General features: G+C 63.3%; 14 protein-coding genes. 8 read left to right on the forward strand and 6 right to left on the reverse strand.

What is annotated here, in order from left to right; translation table 11 throughout:
* The coding region (gene folK, locus KBZ15_RS05610; RefSeq protein ID WP_396123409.1) for a 2-amino-4-hydroxy-6-hydroxymethyldihydropteridine diphosphokinase at positions 1–382 on the reverse strand (382 nt) is incomplete at its 3' end.
* A gap of 226 nt (positions 383–608) precedes the next feature.
* On the opposite strand from folK, the gene KBZ15_RS05615 reads away from it, so the two are divergent.
* The 5 genes from KBZ15_RS05615 (at position 609) to bchD (ending at position 10,300) form a co-directional block, all read left to right on the forward strand.
* The gene (locus KBZ15_RS05615; RefSeq protein WP_255014079.1) at positions 609–2,381 is read left to right on the forward strand and encodes a non-ribosomal peptide synthetase; all 1,773 of its coding nucleotides are present in this window, start codon (positions 609–611) and stop codon (positions 2,379–2,381) included.
* The gene (locus KBZ15_RS05620) at positions 2,381–3,241 is read left to right on the forward strand and encodes an oxaloacetate decarboxylase (RefSeq protein ID WP_255014058.1); all 861 of its coding nucleotides are present in this window, start codon (positions 2,381–2,383) and stop codon (positions 3,239–3,241) included. The genes KBZ15_RS05615 and KBZ15_RS05620 overlap by 1 nt, the downstream gene beginning before the upstream one ends.
* On the forward strand, positions 3,238–7,377 hold the full coding sequence (locus tag KBZ15_RS05625; protein WP_255014060.1) for an amino acid adenylation domain-containing protein: 4,140 nt from the start codon (positions 3,238–3,240) through the stop codon (positions 7,375–7,377). Before KBZ15_RS05620 ends, KBZ15_RS05625 begins: the two co-directional genes overlap by 4 nt.
* Positions 7,378–7,447: 70 nt before the next feature.
* On the forward strand, positions 7,448–8,128 hold the full coding sequence (locus KBZ15_RS05630) for a 4'-phosphopantetheinyl transferase superfamily protein (protein WP_255014062.1): 681 nt from the start codon (positions 7,448–7,450) through the stop codon (positions 8,126–8,128).
* Between the two features lie 48 nt (positions 8,129–8,176).
* Positions 8,177–10,300, forward strand: coding sequence for a magnesium chelatase ATPase subunit D (gene bchD / locus KBZ15_RS05635; RefSeq protein WP_255014064.1), 2,124 nt, complete (start codon positions 8,177–8,179; stop codon positions 10,298–10,300).
* On the opposite strand, the gene KBZ15_RS05640 is transcribed toward bchD, so the two are convergent.
* Both KBZ15_RS05640 and KBZ15_RS05645 read right to left on the reverse strand, forming a co-directional pair.
* Entirely contained in the window at positions 10,287–11,183 is an 897-nt protein-coding gene (locus tag KBZ15_RS05640) for an MlaD family protein (RefSeq protein WP_255014066.1), read from the reverse strand. The genes bchD and KBZ15_RS05640 overlap by 14 nt on opposite strands.
* A gap of 4 nt (positions 11,184–11,187) precedes the next feature.
* Positions 11,188–11,949 carry an ABC transporter ATP-binding protein gene (locus KBZ15_RS05645; RefSeq protein ID WP_197147850.1) on the reverse strand — a complete coding sequence of 254 codons (762 nt, stop codon included), beginning with the start codon at positions 11,947–11,949 and terminating at the stop codon, positions 11,188–11,190.
* A gap of 186 nt (positions 11,950–12,135) precedes the next feature.
* On the opposite strand from KBZ15_RS05645, the gene yvcK reads away from it, so the two are divergent.
* Entirely contained in the window at positions 12,136–13,509 is a 1,374-nt protein-coding gene (yvcK, locus tag KBZ15_RS05650; RefSeq protein ID WP_255014081.1) for a gluconeogenesis factor YvcK family protein, read from the forward strand.
* 12 nt (positions 13,510–13,521) lie between these two features.
* Here yvcK and KBZ15_RS05655 read toward each other — a convergent pair whose 3' ends face one another.
* From KBZ15_RS05655 to KBZ15_RS05665, 3 genes are read right to left on the reverse strand one after another with little or no spacing between them, the layout of a single operon-like run.
* On the reverse strand, positions 13,522–14,094 hold the full coding sequence (locus KBZ15_RS05655; RefSeq protein ID WP_255014069.1) for an NAD(P)H-quinone oxidoreductase subunit J: 573 nt from the start codon (positions 14,092–14,094) through the stop codon (positions 13,522–13,524).
* Between the two features lie 14 nt (positions 14,095–14,108).
* Complete coding sequence (locus KBZ15_RS05660; RefSeq protein WP_255014071.1) at positions 14,109–14,831, reverse strand: NADH dehydrogenase subunit K; 723 nt, start codon at positions 14,829–14,831, stop codon at positions 14,109–14,111.
* A gap of 3 nt (positions 14,832–14,834) precedes the next feature.
* Positions 14,835–15,197, reverse strand: a complete 363-nt coding sequence (locus KBZ15_RS05665; protein WP_255014073.1) for an NAD(P)H-quinone oxidoreductase subunit 3 — start codon at positions 15,195–15,197, stop codon at positions 14,835–14,837.
* 108 nt (positions 15,198–15,305) lie between these two features.
* Here KBZ15_RS05665 and KBZ15_RS05670 point away from each other — a divergent pair, with 108 nt between their 5' ends.
* Together KBZ15_RS05670 and KBZ15_RS05675 are read left to right on the forward strand one after the other, a co-directional pair.
* Positions 15,306–15,746: a rubredoxin gene (locus tag KBZ15_RS05670; RefSeq protein WP_255014075.1), complete on the forward strand. Its 441-nt coding sequence runs from the start codon at positions 15,306–15,308 to the stop codon at positions 15,744–15,746.
* On the forward strand, positions 15,746–16,068 hold a 323-nt coding region (locus KBZ15_RS05675), incomplete at its 3' end, for a YCF48-related protein (RefSeq protein WP_255014077.1). The genes KBZ15_RS05670 and KBZ15_RS05675, both read left to right, overlap by 1 nt.

Genomic DNA, 16,068 nt, shown 5'->3' on the forward strand with positions numbered 1-16,068 from the left:
GCCCCCCGGACGGTTGGCCGGGGGGCACCAGCTCGGCGTCGATGGCGGCCAGCGGCGCCAGCACGAAGGAGCGCTCCAGCAGGCGGGGGTGGGGCAGCTGCAGGGCCGCGTCGTCGCAGACCAGATCCCCCCACCAGAGCAGGTCGAGGTCGAGGCTGCGGGGGCCCCAGTGCTCGTGGCGCCGGCGCGCGAAGCGTTGTTCCAGCCCCTGCAGGCTCGTCAGCAACTCCATGGCCGCGGCGGGGGTGGGTGCCCCCGCCGTTCTCGCCAGCACGGCGGCATTGAGGTAGTTCGGTTGGCCGTCGGGACCGCCCACAGGTGCTGTGCGAAATAGTGGCGACCAGCACACCGATGCCCCCCGCGCTGCCACGAGCGCTTTCAACAGCTCCTCCAGCAGCGGCCGCACTACTAGCAGGGTGGCAAGGGGCGGCCCTGCTGGACTGGGCAGGTTTGCGCCAAGTGCAATGGCTAAGATTGATGTCTCAGCGATTGCGCTGTAAAAGTGTTTACTTGCCACTGAACAAGGTAAATTAAGGAATGATTGGCTTTGGCTTGCTCGGTTTCGGAATAAATTGCCGTTTGGGGCGGACGGCAATTTGAAGAAGTGCGTGGGCCTCTGGTGGCTTGACCGGGAATTGGCGTTCCCAGAATCACCCGCTCTTTTTGATCAGGATGGTTTGATTCTTTCAAGGGGGGAATTGGCTGGAGTTGTTAAAGCGGCTGCATCATTTTTGCTCCAGCAGGGAATTGGTCATTCTGATCGGTTGGCGATATTGATGGAGCCAGGCCTGGGTTTGGTCTCTAGTTTGCTGGCAGGGATGGCGGTGGGTGCTATTGCTCCACTTTCGCCAACGGCGACTTACCACATCTTCTATTCAGACCTGCAAAGGCTTGGGGCTACTCGTCTGCTGGTGGATGACCACCCCCCTGGCGCATTGCTTGAAGCTGCTTCTGCGTTGGGGGTGCCGCTGGTGGCACTCAATCCCCTTGGCATGTCGCCGATTGTGGGAGAGCTCTCCTTACTCCCTGACCCTGTTGATCTGGCTCTGCTGCTGCAGACCTCCGGCACCACCTCGCGGCCCAAGGTGGTGCCGCTGAGCCATGGCAACCTTCTGGCCTCGGCTCTCGCCGTTGCGGATGTCTTAGCCCTGGGTTCGGAAGACCGCAGCCTGGCGGCGATGCCGCTGTTCCACATTCATGGAATCGTGGCGTCGTTACTGGCACCCCTGCTCGCTGGCGGCAGTGTGATCTGCTGCCGCAGCAATGCACCTGTCACCCTGCTGCATCTGTTGGGCAGCCTCCAGCCCACCTGGCTTTCAGCGGTGCCCACCCTGCTGCAGGGGCTGCTGGCCGAACTGGATCGCAGCGGTCAGCAGCCCCCTGCCCATCGGCTGCGCTTGTTGCGCTCTTCCTCGTCGCCGTTGCCGCCAGCGGTGCTTGAGCGGCTGGAAGCGGTGTTTCAGGTGCCGGTGCTCGAGGCCTACGGGATGACCGAGGCGGCCCATCAGATCTGCAGCAACCGCTTGCCAGGCAGCGGCCATGGGCGCCTGCCCGGCAGCGTTGGCTTGCCGGCTGGGCCAGAGGTGGCGGTTCTGGGGCCCTCCCGTGAGCTGCTGCCACCGGGCGAGTTCGGTGAAGTCGCCATCCGCGGCCCAGGCGTGACCGTTGGCTACGAGGGCGCCGAGCAGAGTGGCTGGGTGGAGGATGCCAGCGGAGAAAGCTGGTTTGTCACCGGTGATGAGGGTCTGTTTGATGCCCAGGGCCGCCTTACCCTCACCGGCCGCCTCAAGGAAATGATTAACCGCGGCGGCGAGAAGGTGATCCCCCGTCGCGTGGATGAGGCATTACTCCAACATCCGTCTGTAGAGCAGGCGTTGGCCTTTGCCGTGCCCCACCCCACTCTTTATGAGGATCTGGCTGCGGCCGTGGTGCTGCGCCCAGGAGCCGTGGCGGATGAACAGGATCTCCGCAGGCACGCCTTCGCTTTGCTGGCTCCCCACGAGGTGCCCTCACGGATCGTGCTCTTGCCAGACCTGCCCCGTGGCGCGACGGGCAAGCTGCAGCGCATCGGCCTGGCAGAGAAGCTCGGAGCTCTGTTGCAACCAGCCGAGGAACCTGCCAGTGGAGAGCTGGAGGAACTGGTGGCTTACACCTTTGGCTCCATGCTCCAACAATCACCACCAGGCCGCAATGCCAACTTCTTTCAACTGGGCGGCGACTCCCTCTCCGGCCAGCGTGCGGTGATCGCCCTAGAGCAGCAGCTGGCCCTAGATCTCAGCCCCACGCTGCTGTTTGCCTATCCCACCGTGCGCAACCTGGCCGAACAGCTCGACAAGCTCTTGGATCAGGCCTTAGCAGAAGCTGAGCAGGTCACCTCATGATGATTAACCAAAGTCCTGGTTTACGGCTACGCCAAGCTCTCGAGCTGGCAGCCGATCAGCAACAGATTCTGCCCTTCGTTGGCATTTACGACCTGTTCAGCGCCTCCTTGGCTGCGGATCGGTTCGAGGCCCTGTTCCTCAGTGGCTTTGGCTTGGCCGCCAGTGCCTTCGGGCTGCCAGACATCGGCTTCATCGGCTGGGGCGATCTCACCACCACCACCAGCCGCCTGCGGGCATTGCTGCCCAACCACCATCTGCTGGTGGACATCGACGATGGCTTCGGCGATGCCACCGTCGCCAGTCATGTGGCCCGCACGCTGGAGCGCTCTGGTGCTTCAGGCGTTGTGCTGGAAGATCAGGCTAGGCCGCGTCGCTGCGGGCATCTAGATGGCAAGCAGCTGCTGCCTTTGCCTGAGTATCTGAACAAGCTGGAAGCAGTGTTGGCGGATCGCAGCTCTCTAGTGGTGGTGGCCCGCACCGATGCCTCAGATCCCGAAGACATTGTCACTCGCGTGCAGGCCTTCGAGCAGGCCGGCTGCGATGCGGTGCTGGCGGATGGCCTCAAGGATCTCGAACTGTTAGCCCAGATTCGCGCTGCCGTGGCCTGTCCAGTGTTCAGCAACGTGATCGGCGGCGGCAAAGTGCCGCCCTGCAGCAGGACCGATCTTGCCTACCATGGCGTGCAGGGCCTGATCTACAGCACGCCATGCCTGTTTGCCGCGCAGGGGGCCATCGAGCAGGCGCTCGAGGATCTCAGCGATGCTGCTGCTGATCTCAGTGGCGCCCTGGCGTCGCCCCGCCAGCTGTCCCACTGCAACGAGGTGCTGCAAGCCAATCTCGAACGGGCAGGGGGAGCATGAGCACGCAGAAATCCTTATCGGATCGGGTTGCCAAGCTGCGGCAACTCAAAAACACCGATGGAGCTGGCTCCTTCCCCTCCGCCGAATTCCTACCAGGCGACTGGCCCCAGCACTGCCAGGCCTTCCCCGCTTCCTACGCCCAATCCCGCCTCTGGTTCCTCCATCAGCTGCAGCCGGATCTCACGGCTTATCACCTGCCAGCCCTCTGGCGGCTTAGCGGCAACCTCGACCTCAAGGCTCTTCGTCTGGCCCTGGCCGATCTGATCGAGCGCCATCCCACCCTGCGCACCTCCTTCTGTCTTCAGGGAAGCGAGGTAGTGCAACTTATCCATCCCCCTGCTCCCTTCCCGCTGGATGCAGAGCCTCTCGCTGATCGCAACCCAGATGCCGTCATCGAGCAGTGGTTGGAGCAGGAGCGCACCACACCGTTTGATCTGGCCTCCGGCCAGCTGCTCCGCGCACGGCTCCTGGCCGTCGATCACCAGCACCACCTGTTGCTGCTCAACCACCACCACATCGCCTCCGATGGCTGGTCGCGCTCAGTGCTGGTTGGGGATCTCACCGCTCTCTACAACGCCCGCCGCTCCGGCCAAGTCTCCGAGCTGGCGCCGCTGCAGGTGAAGTATCACGACTACGCCGCCTGGCAGCGCCAACGCCTCAGCGGTGATCGCTTGCAGACCCTCAAGGATTACTGGATTCCCCAGCTCACAGGTCTCGAACCACTCGAGCTCCCCAGCGACCATCCCAGGCCCGCCACCCCATCCCACCGGGGAGCCAGCGTTTCCTTCCAGATCACGCCTGAGCTCCTGGCTCCTTTTGAGCAGCTTTGCCGCCTTGAGGGCGCCACGCTCCAGATGGGCCTGCTCGCCTTACTCGCCCTGCTGCTGCATCGCTACAGCCGCCAGGAGGATTTTGCGATAGGTGTTCCGATCTGGGGTCGTAACCATCCCGATCTCGAACCCCTGATCGGCTTCTTCATCAATACGCTGCCGGTCCGCACTCTCTTTACCCCTGGGCAGAGCTTCCGGGAGCTTCTCCAACAGGTCAAAGCCTCTTCTCTGGCGGCCTACGACCACCAAGAGCTCCCCTTTGAGCAAATGGTGGAGGCGCTAAACCTGCCACGTGACACCAGCCGCAACCCCCTGGTGCAGGTGATGCTGCAGCTGATCGAGCTGCCCGAGGCGTCTCTGATCAACCTCGAGGGTCTGGCCGTCGATGCGATTCCCTCCAAGAGCGAATCGTCCAAGCTGGATCTCTCCTTTTATCTCCGCCGCAGCGCTGATCACGGGCTACATGGCTCGATCGCGTATGCCACCGACCTCTTCTCATCTGATCGGATGGAGCGGTTCTGCTCCCATCTGCTCACGCTCCTCTCCTCTGCAGTGCAGGCGCCTGATGTTCGAGCCGATTCCCTCTGCTTAGTCCCTGATCCAGAGCGTCTGCTGATCGAATCCTGGCAAAACGGTCCCACCATTGATGTTCCCGACCTCTGCGTTCATCAGCTGTTTGAACAGCAGGTTGAACGCACTCCTGATGCCATCGCCCTGATCTTTGAGGATCAGCTACTCACCTACCAAGAACTCAACGCTAAAGCGAATCGGCTGGCGCACCACTTCATCGGCCAGGGCGTCAGGCCGGACGACCGTGTGGCGCTGCTCATGGAGCGCTCGGCGGCTCTCGTGGTGGCAATCCTCGCCATCCTCAAGGCCGGGGCGGCCTATGTGCCGCTGCACAACGAGCAACCTTCCGCGCGTCATGTCCAGATCATGGCGGATGCGGGAGTCCGCTTGCTCCTCATCGACGAGTCGGCTAAGTCAATAGCAGCGGAGCCCTTGCTGGTCTTGACCCTGGAGGCCATCGAGGCCGAGGGATTGCCTGAGCACGATCCATGCCTGCCGGTTTTTTCACAGCAACTCGCCTATGTGATGTTCACCTCGGGTTCGACCGGAGTGCCCAAAGGGGTTGCCGTCACCCACAGCAACATCGTCAGCCTGACCGCTGACAGCTGCTGGCAGAACGGCATGCATGAGCGGGTGTTGTTTCATTCACCCCATGCTTTCGACGCCTCCACCTATGAGATTTGGGTCCCTCTGTTGCATGGCGGCCAGGTCGTCGTCGCACCACCGGTTCGGCTGGAGGTTTCATCCTTGGTCGATTTGATCGAGAGGCACAGCGTCAGCGGGATCTTTCTCACCACGGCCTTGTTCAATCTGCTGGCCGAGGTGCAGCCCACCTGCTTCGGGAGCGTGGACGAGGTGTGGACCGGCGGTGAGGCGGTGTCTCCCCTCGCCATGGAGCGCGTCCGGATCGCCTGCCCGCGGGCCCAGATCGTTCACGTTTATGGCCCCACGGAAACGACCACCTTTGCCACCTTCCATCCGCTGCCGTCCACAAAGCGGCTGGAAGGCACCGTCCCCATTGGCAAACCGATGGAGGGCATGCGCGCCTACGTGCTCGATGCTGGCCTGCAGCCCACGCCCGTAGGAGTGCCGGGTGAGTTGTATCTGGCCGGCACTGGCCTGGCCCAGGGATATGTCGGTTTGTCCGGCCTGACGAGCGAGTGCTTTGTCGCTGATCCCTTCGAGGACCTCTTTGCTGATGGAGGAGCTCGCATGTATCGCACAGGTGATCAGGCGCGCTGGTCGGCGGATGGAAACCTGGAGTTTCTCGGCCGAGCTGACTTCCAGGTCAAAATTCGCGGCTTTCGCATCGAGCTGGGCGAGATCGAGACGGCGCTACGGGCCTGCGAGGGCATTCAGGAGGCGGTGGTGTTGGCCCGCAAGGATGGGCTGGGCGAGAAGTGCCTTGTCGCTTATGTGGCGGTTGCTGGAAGTACGGGCGAGGCCACGCTGCCTGCTGTGCTTGAGGCCCAACTGCGGAGCAGCCTCCCCGATTACATGGTGCCGGCAGCCTTCCTGCAGCTGGAGGCCCTTCCCCTCACCCCCAACGGCAAGCTCGATCGCAAGGCGCTCCCTGCCCCTTCCTTCTCCGGAAACCTGGAGCAGCGCCTTGCACCCTCCACTGATCTCGAGCGCCAGCTCCACGCCATTTGGGCTGAGGTGTTGGGGCACGAAGAGTTTGGGATCACGGATAACTTCTTTGGCGTCGGGGGGCATTCGCTGGCTGCGGCCAACCTTGTCTCCCGCGCGGAGAAGGCCACCGGAATATCTATCGCCTTGGCAAAGCTGTTCCAAAACCCCACGATTTCAGGCCTTGTCGATCAATTGGGTAAGGAGAAAGGAGAGCCGCAACAGGATGATCTTTGTTGTTTGATCCCCCTTCAGCCGTTAGGTAGTCGTCCGCCACTAGTCATTGTCCCTGGATTTGGCGGTGTTCTGTTTTTTGACGAAGGAGCGCGTTTCCTGGCTCCACACCAACCGGTTTACGGGCTGCGGGTCATAGGCGATCCAGCCAGCATGGGATGCCAGAGTTTTGAGACTATTATATCCACATTTGCTGATCTAATCGTCGATTTTTGGCGGCAAGGTGATATTAATCTGATGGGTTATTCAGTTGGCGGCTGGTACGCCCATGCACTGGCCGCTGAGCTACTTAGACGAGGCCGGAGGATAGGGGTTCTAGTGATTATCGACACGGTTCCTAATATCAGGATAAATCGTTCATTGGGAGCAAGGCTCCTATTGGATAGGTTGAGCCAGGTTCGTCTGAGGATGCATATGCGAAATCTAGTTCGCGAGCCAACTTTGGAGAAACGGAAGACATTTATATGGGACAAAATGCGTACCCTGAAGCAGGCTATTGAGGCATACATCGGCTTGCGCATCCCCAGGCCGGGGGTAAGCCTTGCCAAGGCAATGCCCGCTATGACAAGGCCGCAAACCGACTTTTTTGTAGATCTTGTGCGGAATAGTTATAGGCCTGCTCCGCTGCCTATCACGGTTGCGTTTTTGGCCACACCATTGACGGCGCAAAGATACAAACGGCTTTGGCGTCATTGCACAACAAGGGATCTGCAGACTGTTGTTTTTTATGGTGAGCATCTTGATGTATTGCGCCCTGATTTTCAGCCCAAGCTTGCGTTGCTAATAGAAAATATCCTGATTGGCCAGCAGGATGGGACCTGTGATGGCTCTGAGCCCTTTGAGGTTGACGGGTGCATGGCGCGAAAAACATGAGCGTGTTCGGCCGGGAGAGGCGCCAATGGCAGAGTTGTTGGCTTCACCATGATGGGAATTTTGGGATCTCATGATGCTCGACCCTGTTCAGATAGTGGTCCCTTGGCGTGTTGGTGAGCCTGCCCCACTTTCTGCGCGTCGTTTGCTAATCGACGAGGGATGTCCGCTCGTGTTGGCCGTCGACCGCCGCGAAAGATGCAGCCCTGTTGTTCTTGCGCAACTTTTTTCATACCTCTCTGCGGATGAGGAAGGCCGTTATTCTTCTTATAAGCGTCCTTCCGACGCAGAGCTTTTTTTGCTGGGTCGCAGTTTGCTCAGAACTTTGCTTGCTCTTCTGTTGGAATTGAAGCCACCAGAGGTATCCATTGTTACTGGCCCCCATGGCAAGCCTTCATGCCCAGGCGGTCCGGAATTTAACGTCAGTCACTCCGGTGATCTTGTTCTGATTGCCGTTCACCCCACGTGCGCTGTCGGTGTTGATGTTGAGGCCAGCCCTGCCCCTGCTGACTGGGAGTCGATCTCGTGTCGTGTTCTTCCTGCCGACGTTTGCCAGGCCGTTTATGCATTGCCAAGCCAGCGTCAGCCCTTGGCATTCCTGCAAGCCTGGTGCCATCTCGAGGCGCAGTTGAAGATGGCCGGCACTGGTTTCCATGCCGCACCGGTTGCTCATGGGGATTCGTCCCTGTTCCGTCAATGGGCGCTCGCCCTCCCTCAGGGGTACGTCGGGTCCGTTGCGATGGAGCAGTCCTGATCGTTCCGCGGTCAGCGAGACTTTCAACTCTGGATTAATCCTTTGAGCATGCCCCCCAACGGAGGAACCCCCTCGGCTTCTGGCATGCGCTCCGCCGCCGCCGCCCGGGCCTTCCCGCTAGCGGCGATCACCGGCCACGGCACCTTGAAGCTGGCCCTGCTGCTGGCGGCGGTGGATCCGGGCCTGGGCGGGGTGGTGATCGCCGGGGGCCGGGGCACCGGCAAATCCGTGCTGGCCCGCGGCCTGCATGCCCTGCTGCCACCGATCGATGTGCTCAATGTCGGCGGCCAGACCCCCAACATCGACCCCCAGCGCCCCGACGACTGGGATGCCGCCACCTGCGCCCGGCTGACCGAGCTCGGCGCCGACCCCAGCGGCGCAGACCCCAACATCCTGCTGCCCACCACTGTGGTGCCCGCGCCGTTCGTGCAGGTGCCCCTGGGCGTCAGCGAAGACCGGCTGCTGGGCTCGGTGGATGTGACCGCCTCGCTGGCGGCGGGTGCGCCGGTGTTTCAGCCGGGGCTGCTGGCCGAGGCCCACCGGGGGGTGCTCTACATCGATGAGCTCAACCTGCTCGACGCCAACATCACCAACCTGCTGCTGGCGGCGGTGGGCAGTGGCGAAAACCGGATCGAGCGTGAAGGCCTGAGCCTCAGCCATCCCTGCCGCTGCCTGCTGATCGCCACCTTCAACCCCGAAGAGGGGGCGGTGCGTGACCACCTGCTCGATCGCTTCGCGATCTGTCTAAGTGCCAATCAGGTGCTGGAGCTGGAGCAGCGGGTGGAGATCACCCGCAGCGCCCTAGACCAGGCCGAGTCGAGTGAGGTCTTCCGGGCCCGCTGGCAGGAGGAAACCGATGCCCTGGCCACCCAGCTGCTGCTGGCGCGCCAGTGGTTGCCGGATGTGCGAATCACGCGGGAGCAGATCGCTTACCTGGTGACCGAGGCCACCCGCGGCGGCGTGGAGGGCCATCGCAGCGAGCTCTATGCCGTGCGGGTGGCCCGGGCCCACGCTGCCCTCAGCGGCAGAGATCAGGTGGAGGCCGACGACCTGCAGGTGGCGGTGCGGCTGGTGATCGCGCCTCGGGCCCTGCAGCTGCCCCCGCCCGATCCCGACCAGCCCCTGGAGCCACCGCCGCCGCCACCCCCGCCACCCCAGGGGGAGCAGCCGCCCGAAGAGCCGCAGTCGCCCGAGACCGAGCAGGAGAGCGACGAGCCAGACGACGACGACCAGGACGATGAGCCGGACGACACCCCGGAGGACCAGGCGCCGCCCCAGGTGCCCGAGGAGTTCCTGCTCGATCCAGAGGCCGTTGCCATCGATCCCGACCTGCTGCTGTTCTCAGCGGCCCGGGCCAGGACCGGTGGCAGCGGCAAGCGTTCGCTGGTTTTCAGCGACTCCCGCGGCCGCTACGTGAAGCCGATGCTGCCCCGCGGCCCGGTGAAGCGCATTGCTGTCGATGCCACCTTGCGGGCCGCAGCGCCATACCAGAAATCCCGCCGTGAGCGCCAGCCCCATCGCAAGGTGATTGTCGAAGACGGAGACCTGCGGGCCAAGCAGCTGCAGCGCAAGGCCGGTGCCCTGGTGATCTTCCTGGTGGATGCCAGCGGCTCGATGGCCCTCAACCGCATGCAGAGCGCCAAGGGGGCGGTGATTCGGCTGCTTACCGAGGCCTATGAAAACCGCGATGAGGTTGCCTTGATTCCCTTCCGCGGCGAGCAGGCCGAGGTGCTCCTCCCCCCCACCCGCTCGATCACCGCCGCGCGGCGGCGGCTCGAATCGATGCCCTGCGGCGGCGGCTCCCCCCTGGCCCATGGCCTCTCCCAGGCGGCCCGGGTAGGGGCCAACGCCCTGGCCACTGGCGATCTCGGCCAGGTGGTGGTGGTTGCGATCACCGATGGCCGCGGCAATGTGCCCCTGGGCCGCTCCCTGGGCCAGCCGGAGCTCGAGGGCGAGGAGCCGGTGGACCTCAAGGAGGAGGTCAAGCAGGTGGCCAGCCGCTACCGGGCCCTGGGCCTCAAGTTGCTGGTGATCGACACCGAGCGCAAGTTCATCGGCAGCGGCATGGGCAAGGAGCTGGCCGAGGCCGCCGGGGGCAAGTATGTGCAGCTGCCCAAGGCCAGCGATCAGGCCATCGCCGCCATCGCCATGGAGGCGATCAGCGGGGTGTAGGCCCAGCTTTTGTCTGGGCTGGATAGAGCTCGTCGAAGAATTTGCCCAGTCCCTCGGCCACGCTGCGGATGCTGTCCATGAAGCGCGGGTCGTCGGTGAGCTTGGCCACATCCCCACCCACCGCATTCCACTTGGCGGTGAGCTGCTCGGCGTTGGTGACCGTGCTCTGAAGCTCCTGGAGGGTTTTGGGGTTGTCGAGGGCAGCGAGCAGGCGGCGCAGGTGGGCCGAGCTGCTGTTCAGGTTGGTGATCGTGGGCTCGGCCGCCCGCACCGAGGTTTCCAGCTGCTTGGCCAGGGACTGGCCATCCTTCATGAAGGCGGAGGTGTCTTTGGCGGTGCGCTCGAAGCTGCTGGCCGCCGTCGACACCTTGTTCAGCAACTTCATTTGGTCTGTTTCCACCAACATCTTGTACATCAGGGCGGTCACGTTGGTGAGGCTCGGCCCAGTAGACCCCTCAATTGTGGCCCCATTGCACAGGGCCACGCTTGGGTTGCAGTTCTTGGAGCGGGGGTTTGCCGAGCCCGGCGGCAGGGACTTGCCGCCGCTGATCAGGGCAACCTCCGCTTCGCCGCCCAGCAGGGAGGCTTCCCCGATCTGGGCTATGGCCGGCAGGGCCAGCTTCAGATCTGGGTGGTTGATTTCCAGTTCGGCAACCACCGCCTCCGGATTGATCGTTACTTTGCGCACGCTGCCGACGAGCACCCCCCGGTAGGTGACAGGTGAACGTTCGGCCAGTCCTGCCGCTTCGGCAAAACTGACCTTCACCATCCAGTTCTGGCGGCTCAGGGAAATGCCCCGCAACCAGAAGGAGAGCCCTACCGCACTGGCGAGGGCCGCCAGAAGGGAGAAACCTACGGTCGCTTCGCGGATACTGCGGCGCATGGATTCAGAGCTCCGCCGGCTGCATCGGTCCGCGCAGACTACCGCTCCTGAACTGCACCACATAGGGGTCGCTGCTGGAGCGATAGGCATCAACCGTGCCACTCCAGCGAAACTTGCCGTCGTAGAGCAGAACTACCCGTTGGGCGGAGCGCTCGATGGTGCTGTGGACGTGACTCACGATCACTGAGGTGGCCTGGGCCACGTGGGTGGTTCGCACAATCAGGTCTTCTATGCGGGTGCAGGCCATGGGGTCGAGGCCGGCGGTGGGTTCGTCGAACAGCAGCAGGGGCATCTGTTCGTCTTGCTTGCCCGGATCATTGATCAGGGCCCGCGCAAAGCTGACCCGCTTCTGCATGCCACCGCTGAGCTCGCCGGGAAGTTGCTCCTCAACTCCGTAGAGCCCCACGGCATTGAGGGCGGCGCTAACCCGCTCGCGAATCACCTTTTCACCGAGGCGCCCATGGCGGTAGAGCAGGAAGCCGACGTTTTCACGAACCGTCAGGGAGCCCAGTAGGGCTGGGTTCTGAAACACCAGCCTCACGTCCGGAGGAGTGCGCTGGTCGAGACGCAGGTAGTTCTGGTGAATGCCATAGAGGCTGAGCTTGCCGCTGTTGGGCAACAGCAAGCCGGCCAGCAGGCGCAGAATCGTCGATTTCCCTGCCCCGGAGGGCCCCACCACCACGAGGCGCTCTCCGGGGGCGACCTGAAGGCTCACCTCGTCGAGCACCGGGCGGGAGCGGCCCCAGCGCACGCTGAGGTTGGCCATCTCGGCAAGGGGTGGTGGGGCGGAGGAGGCCAGTGCGGAGACCCGGGAGCAGGCCCCATCCTGGCCTTTCCTGGCGGCGAAAGCCCTCCGTAGAGTTCAGCGGAGTTCAGCCACTTGTGGCAGCGTCCTTTTCGCCCCTTGCCCCACCCCGCTCCGGCATCGAAATTTCGGCGCAACCGTGGCCCGCTGCCGAAACCGGGCTGGGTCGGCCGCGGCGAGCTACGCCAAAAAGACCTCGTAAGCCGCTCCCGCCGGGCGGCCCGCTGGTTGCGGCCAGGCCTGGTGGTCAAGCGCTGGGTGTTGACCTCCGGCCTGGGGCTGCTGGTGGCATTGCTGGGTGCGGCGGTGTGGGCCGATCTGCAGCCCATCTACTGGATGCTCTCCAGCATCCAGTGGCTGCTGGGCCAGGTCACCGGGGTCCTGCCCCGCAAGATCACCGGCCCCCTGGTGCTGCTGATTGGGGCGGCGCTGATCTGGCTGGGCCAGAGCCGCAGTTTTGGCTCGATCCAGCAGGCCCTGGCGCCGGAAAAGGACACCCTGCTGGTGGATGCCCTGCTAGCCCAGCGGCGCCTCAACCGGGGCCCCAATATCGTGGCAATCGGTGGCGGCACCGGGCTCTCCACCCTGCTCAGTGGGCTGAAGCGCTACAGCAGCAATCTCACGGCCATAGTCACGGTGGCCGATGACGGCGGCAGCAGTGGGGTGCTGCGCCGGGAGCTGGGGGTGCAGCCCCCTGGCGATATCCGCAACTGCCTGGCAGCCCTGGCCCGGGAGGAGCCCCTGCTCACCCGACTGTTCCAATACCGCTTCAAGGCAGGCAGTGGCCTGGAGGGTCACAGTTTTGGCAACCTCTTTCTTTCGGCCCTCACGGCCATCACCGGCAACCTGGAATCGGCGATCACGGCCAGCAGCCGGGTGTTGGCCGTGCAGGGTCAGGTGGTGCCAGCCACCAATGCGGATGTGCGCCTCTGGGCGGAGCTTGAAAACGGGGAACGGATTGAAGGGGAATCCAAGATCGGCAATGCCACCAGTCCGATCGTGCGGCTGGGCTGCACGCCGGCTCGCCCCCCCGCCCTGCCCAGGGCCCTGGAGGCGATCGCCCATGCCGATCTGATTGTGCTGGGCCCTGGCAGCCTCTACACCTCGCTCCTGCCCAACCTGTTGGTGCCCGAACTGGTGGAGGCGATCCGCAGGAGCAAGGCGCCCCGCCTTTACATCTGCAATCTGATGACCCAGCCGGGGGAAACCGATGGACTGGATGTGGAGGGCCATCTGCGGGCGATTGAGGCCCAGCTGGCCAGCCTGGGGGTGCAGGAGCGCCTGTTCAGCTCAGTGCTGGCCCAGGAGGATCTGGGTGATTCACCTCTTATCAATCACTACCGCCACCAGGGGGCCGAACCGGTGCTCTGCAACCTGCGCGAACTGCGCCGCCATGGCTATGAGGTGATGCAGGCCCCCCTGCAGGGAGCTAGGCCCACGGCCACCCTGCGCCACGATCCCCGCAGTGTGGCCCTGGCGGTGATGAAATATTTCCGCAATCACCAGCGCGGGGCTCAGTAGGCAGCGCTGGGATCAGTAAGCGTCCTGCAGCTCGTAGAAGTCGGGTTGAACGTAGTCCTTGCGCATGGGATAACCCTTCCAGTCTTCGGGCATCAGCAGTCGCTTGGGGTGGGGGTGACCTGCGTAATTGATCCCGAACATGTCAAAGGTTTCCCGCTCTTGCCAGTCAGCTCCCCGAAACTGGCCATAGAGGGTGGGGATGGTGAGATCGCCATCCCGGGCCAGGAACACCTTGAGCCGCACTTCCGCGGGGGGCTGATCGGCCGGCACCTCTCCGGCCGGGCTTCGATCGGCCAGCTCTGCCAGCTTCACCAGATTGTAAAAACTGACCAGCCGCCCGCCGGGGCCCTCGTCATAGCCCCCCTGGCACTGCAGATAGTCGAAGCCCTGGGTTTTGAGGGCCGTGGCGATCAGGGGCAGAAAGGCCGCTTCAACGCCGATCATCTCTATCCCCAGATGGTCCTTGCCCAGGGGGGCATGGTCGAAGCCCTGACTGGTCAGCCAGCTGCCCACGGGGCCGGGTTCAGGGCCGGTCTCTAGGGCCAGGCTCTCGGCGGGGTCGTTAGTAGGGATTTGTTCTGGCATGGCTGCAGGGGGGCTCAGGATTCGGCTTTGGCGGGAATCGCGGCAGCTGGGGCGGCCAGGGGTAGGGCGCTGGCGGCGGCCAGGGCCTGCTTCTGGGTTTTGGCTGAAAGGTATTGGCCGTTAACGATGGGCTGAACCGCCTTCATCTGGTGGGTCACAGTGCAGTAGCGGTGGGTCTGCTGGAGATTGCCCCGTTCGGCCAAGGCCTCGTTGCCCACCTTTTTGCGCAGCTTGATCACCGCATCGAAGATCGCCTCGGGGCGAGGCGGGCAGCCAGGCAGGTAGAGGTCTACGGGGATCAGCTTGTCCACGCCGCGCACGGCGGTGGTGGAATCTGCCGAAAACATGCCTCCAGTGATAGTGCAGGCACCCATGGCGATCACGTATTTGGGCTCGGGCATCTGCTCGTAGAGCCGAACCAGGGCAGGAGCCATTTTCATGGTCACGGTGCCGGCGACGATCAGCAGATCTGCCTGGCGCGGGCTGGAGCGGGGCACCAGGCCGAAGCGATCGAAATCAAAGCGGGAGCCGATCAGGGCAGCAAATTCGATGAAGCAGCAGGCGGTGCCATAGAGCAGGGGCCAGAGGCTGCTGAGCCGGGCCCAGTTGTGGATGTCATCGAGGGTCGTGAGAATGATGTTCTCAGAGAGCTCTGATGTAACCGTGGGGGCGCCGATAGGGTTGCAGTTTGCCGCCCGTAGGTCCTTGAGGGCGTCAATGGAGAGGGTTTCATTCATGGGTCAGCTCCACTCAAGGGCGCCCTTGCGCCAGGCGTAGGCCAGGGCAAGCACAAGGATGGAAATGAAGACAAGGGCCTCAATGAAGGCCAGCACCCCAAGCCGGTGGAAAGCCACTGCCCAGGGGTAGAGGAAAACGGTCTCCACGTCGAAGATCACGAAGACCAGAGCAAACATGTAATAACGAATGTTGAACTGAATCCAGGCGCCGCCGATTGGCTCCATGCCAGATTCGTAAGTCAGCTCCCGCTCGCCCATGCGACTGCTGGGCGACAGCAATTTATTTGCCACCAGTGCAAGCACTGGAACAGCTGCTGCGATCAGCAGGAAGCCGAGAAAGGCGTCGTAGCCCGCGAGCACGAACATGCAACCAACTTGGACCTACCTGCGCCCAGTCTGCCACCCGGGGCCGGATGGTGGCGGCATCGGCCCGACGGGCGCCGATAATCTGACACCAGCGCTCGAGGCCCAGGGATGACTTCCACCGATACATCGGAGCCAACAGCCACACCGGAGCCATCAGCCACGCCAGAGCCGGCCGCGCCAAGTCCTGGCCCCGAGTCTGGCCCCCAGTCTGGCTCTGCAGATGGGGAGGTGGATCCGGCCGACCACCGCTTCGAATGCCGCAGCTGCGGGTTCGTCTACGACCCGGCGGAGGGGGTGCGCAAGCTGGCCATCGAACCCGGCACACCCTTTGTGGAGCTTGATCCGATCAGCTTCCGTTGCCCGGTGTGTCGCAGTCGGGTGGGAGCCTTCAAGGACATCGGCCCCCGCAACAAGCCCAGCGGCTTCGAGGAGAATCTCAACTTCGGCCTGGGGGTCAACCGCCTGACTCCCGGTCAGAAGAATGTGCTGATTTTCGGCGGCTTCGCCCTGGCCTTCGCCTTTTTCCTCTCCCTCTATTCCCTGCGCTGATGACTGGCTCTCCCCTGCTCCGCCCGCTTGGGACTCTGTTGCGACCCCTCCTGGGTTTGCTCTTGGTGATCGGGCTTGGCTTCGGCCTCTCCGGCTGTGTGACCACCGGCTTGCCCATGGCGGCGACCAGCCCCTGGCAGCCGGTGGCCCTGGCCACCAAGGCCAACCCCCTCGATGTGGCCTTCACCGATACCAGCCATGGCTTTCTGGTGGGCAGCAACCGGCTGATCCTCGAAACCAACGACGGTGGGGCCAGCTGGGCCGAGCGAGCCCTGGATCTGCCTGAGGAGGAGAACTTTCGTTTAATCAGCATCGATTTCCG

The organism is Cyanobium sp. BA20m-p-22 (assembly GCF_024346275.1).
Classification (GTDB): domain Bacteria; phylum Cyanobacteriota; class Cyanobacteriia; order PCC-6307; family Cyanobiaceae; genus Cyanobium_A.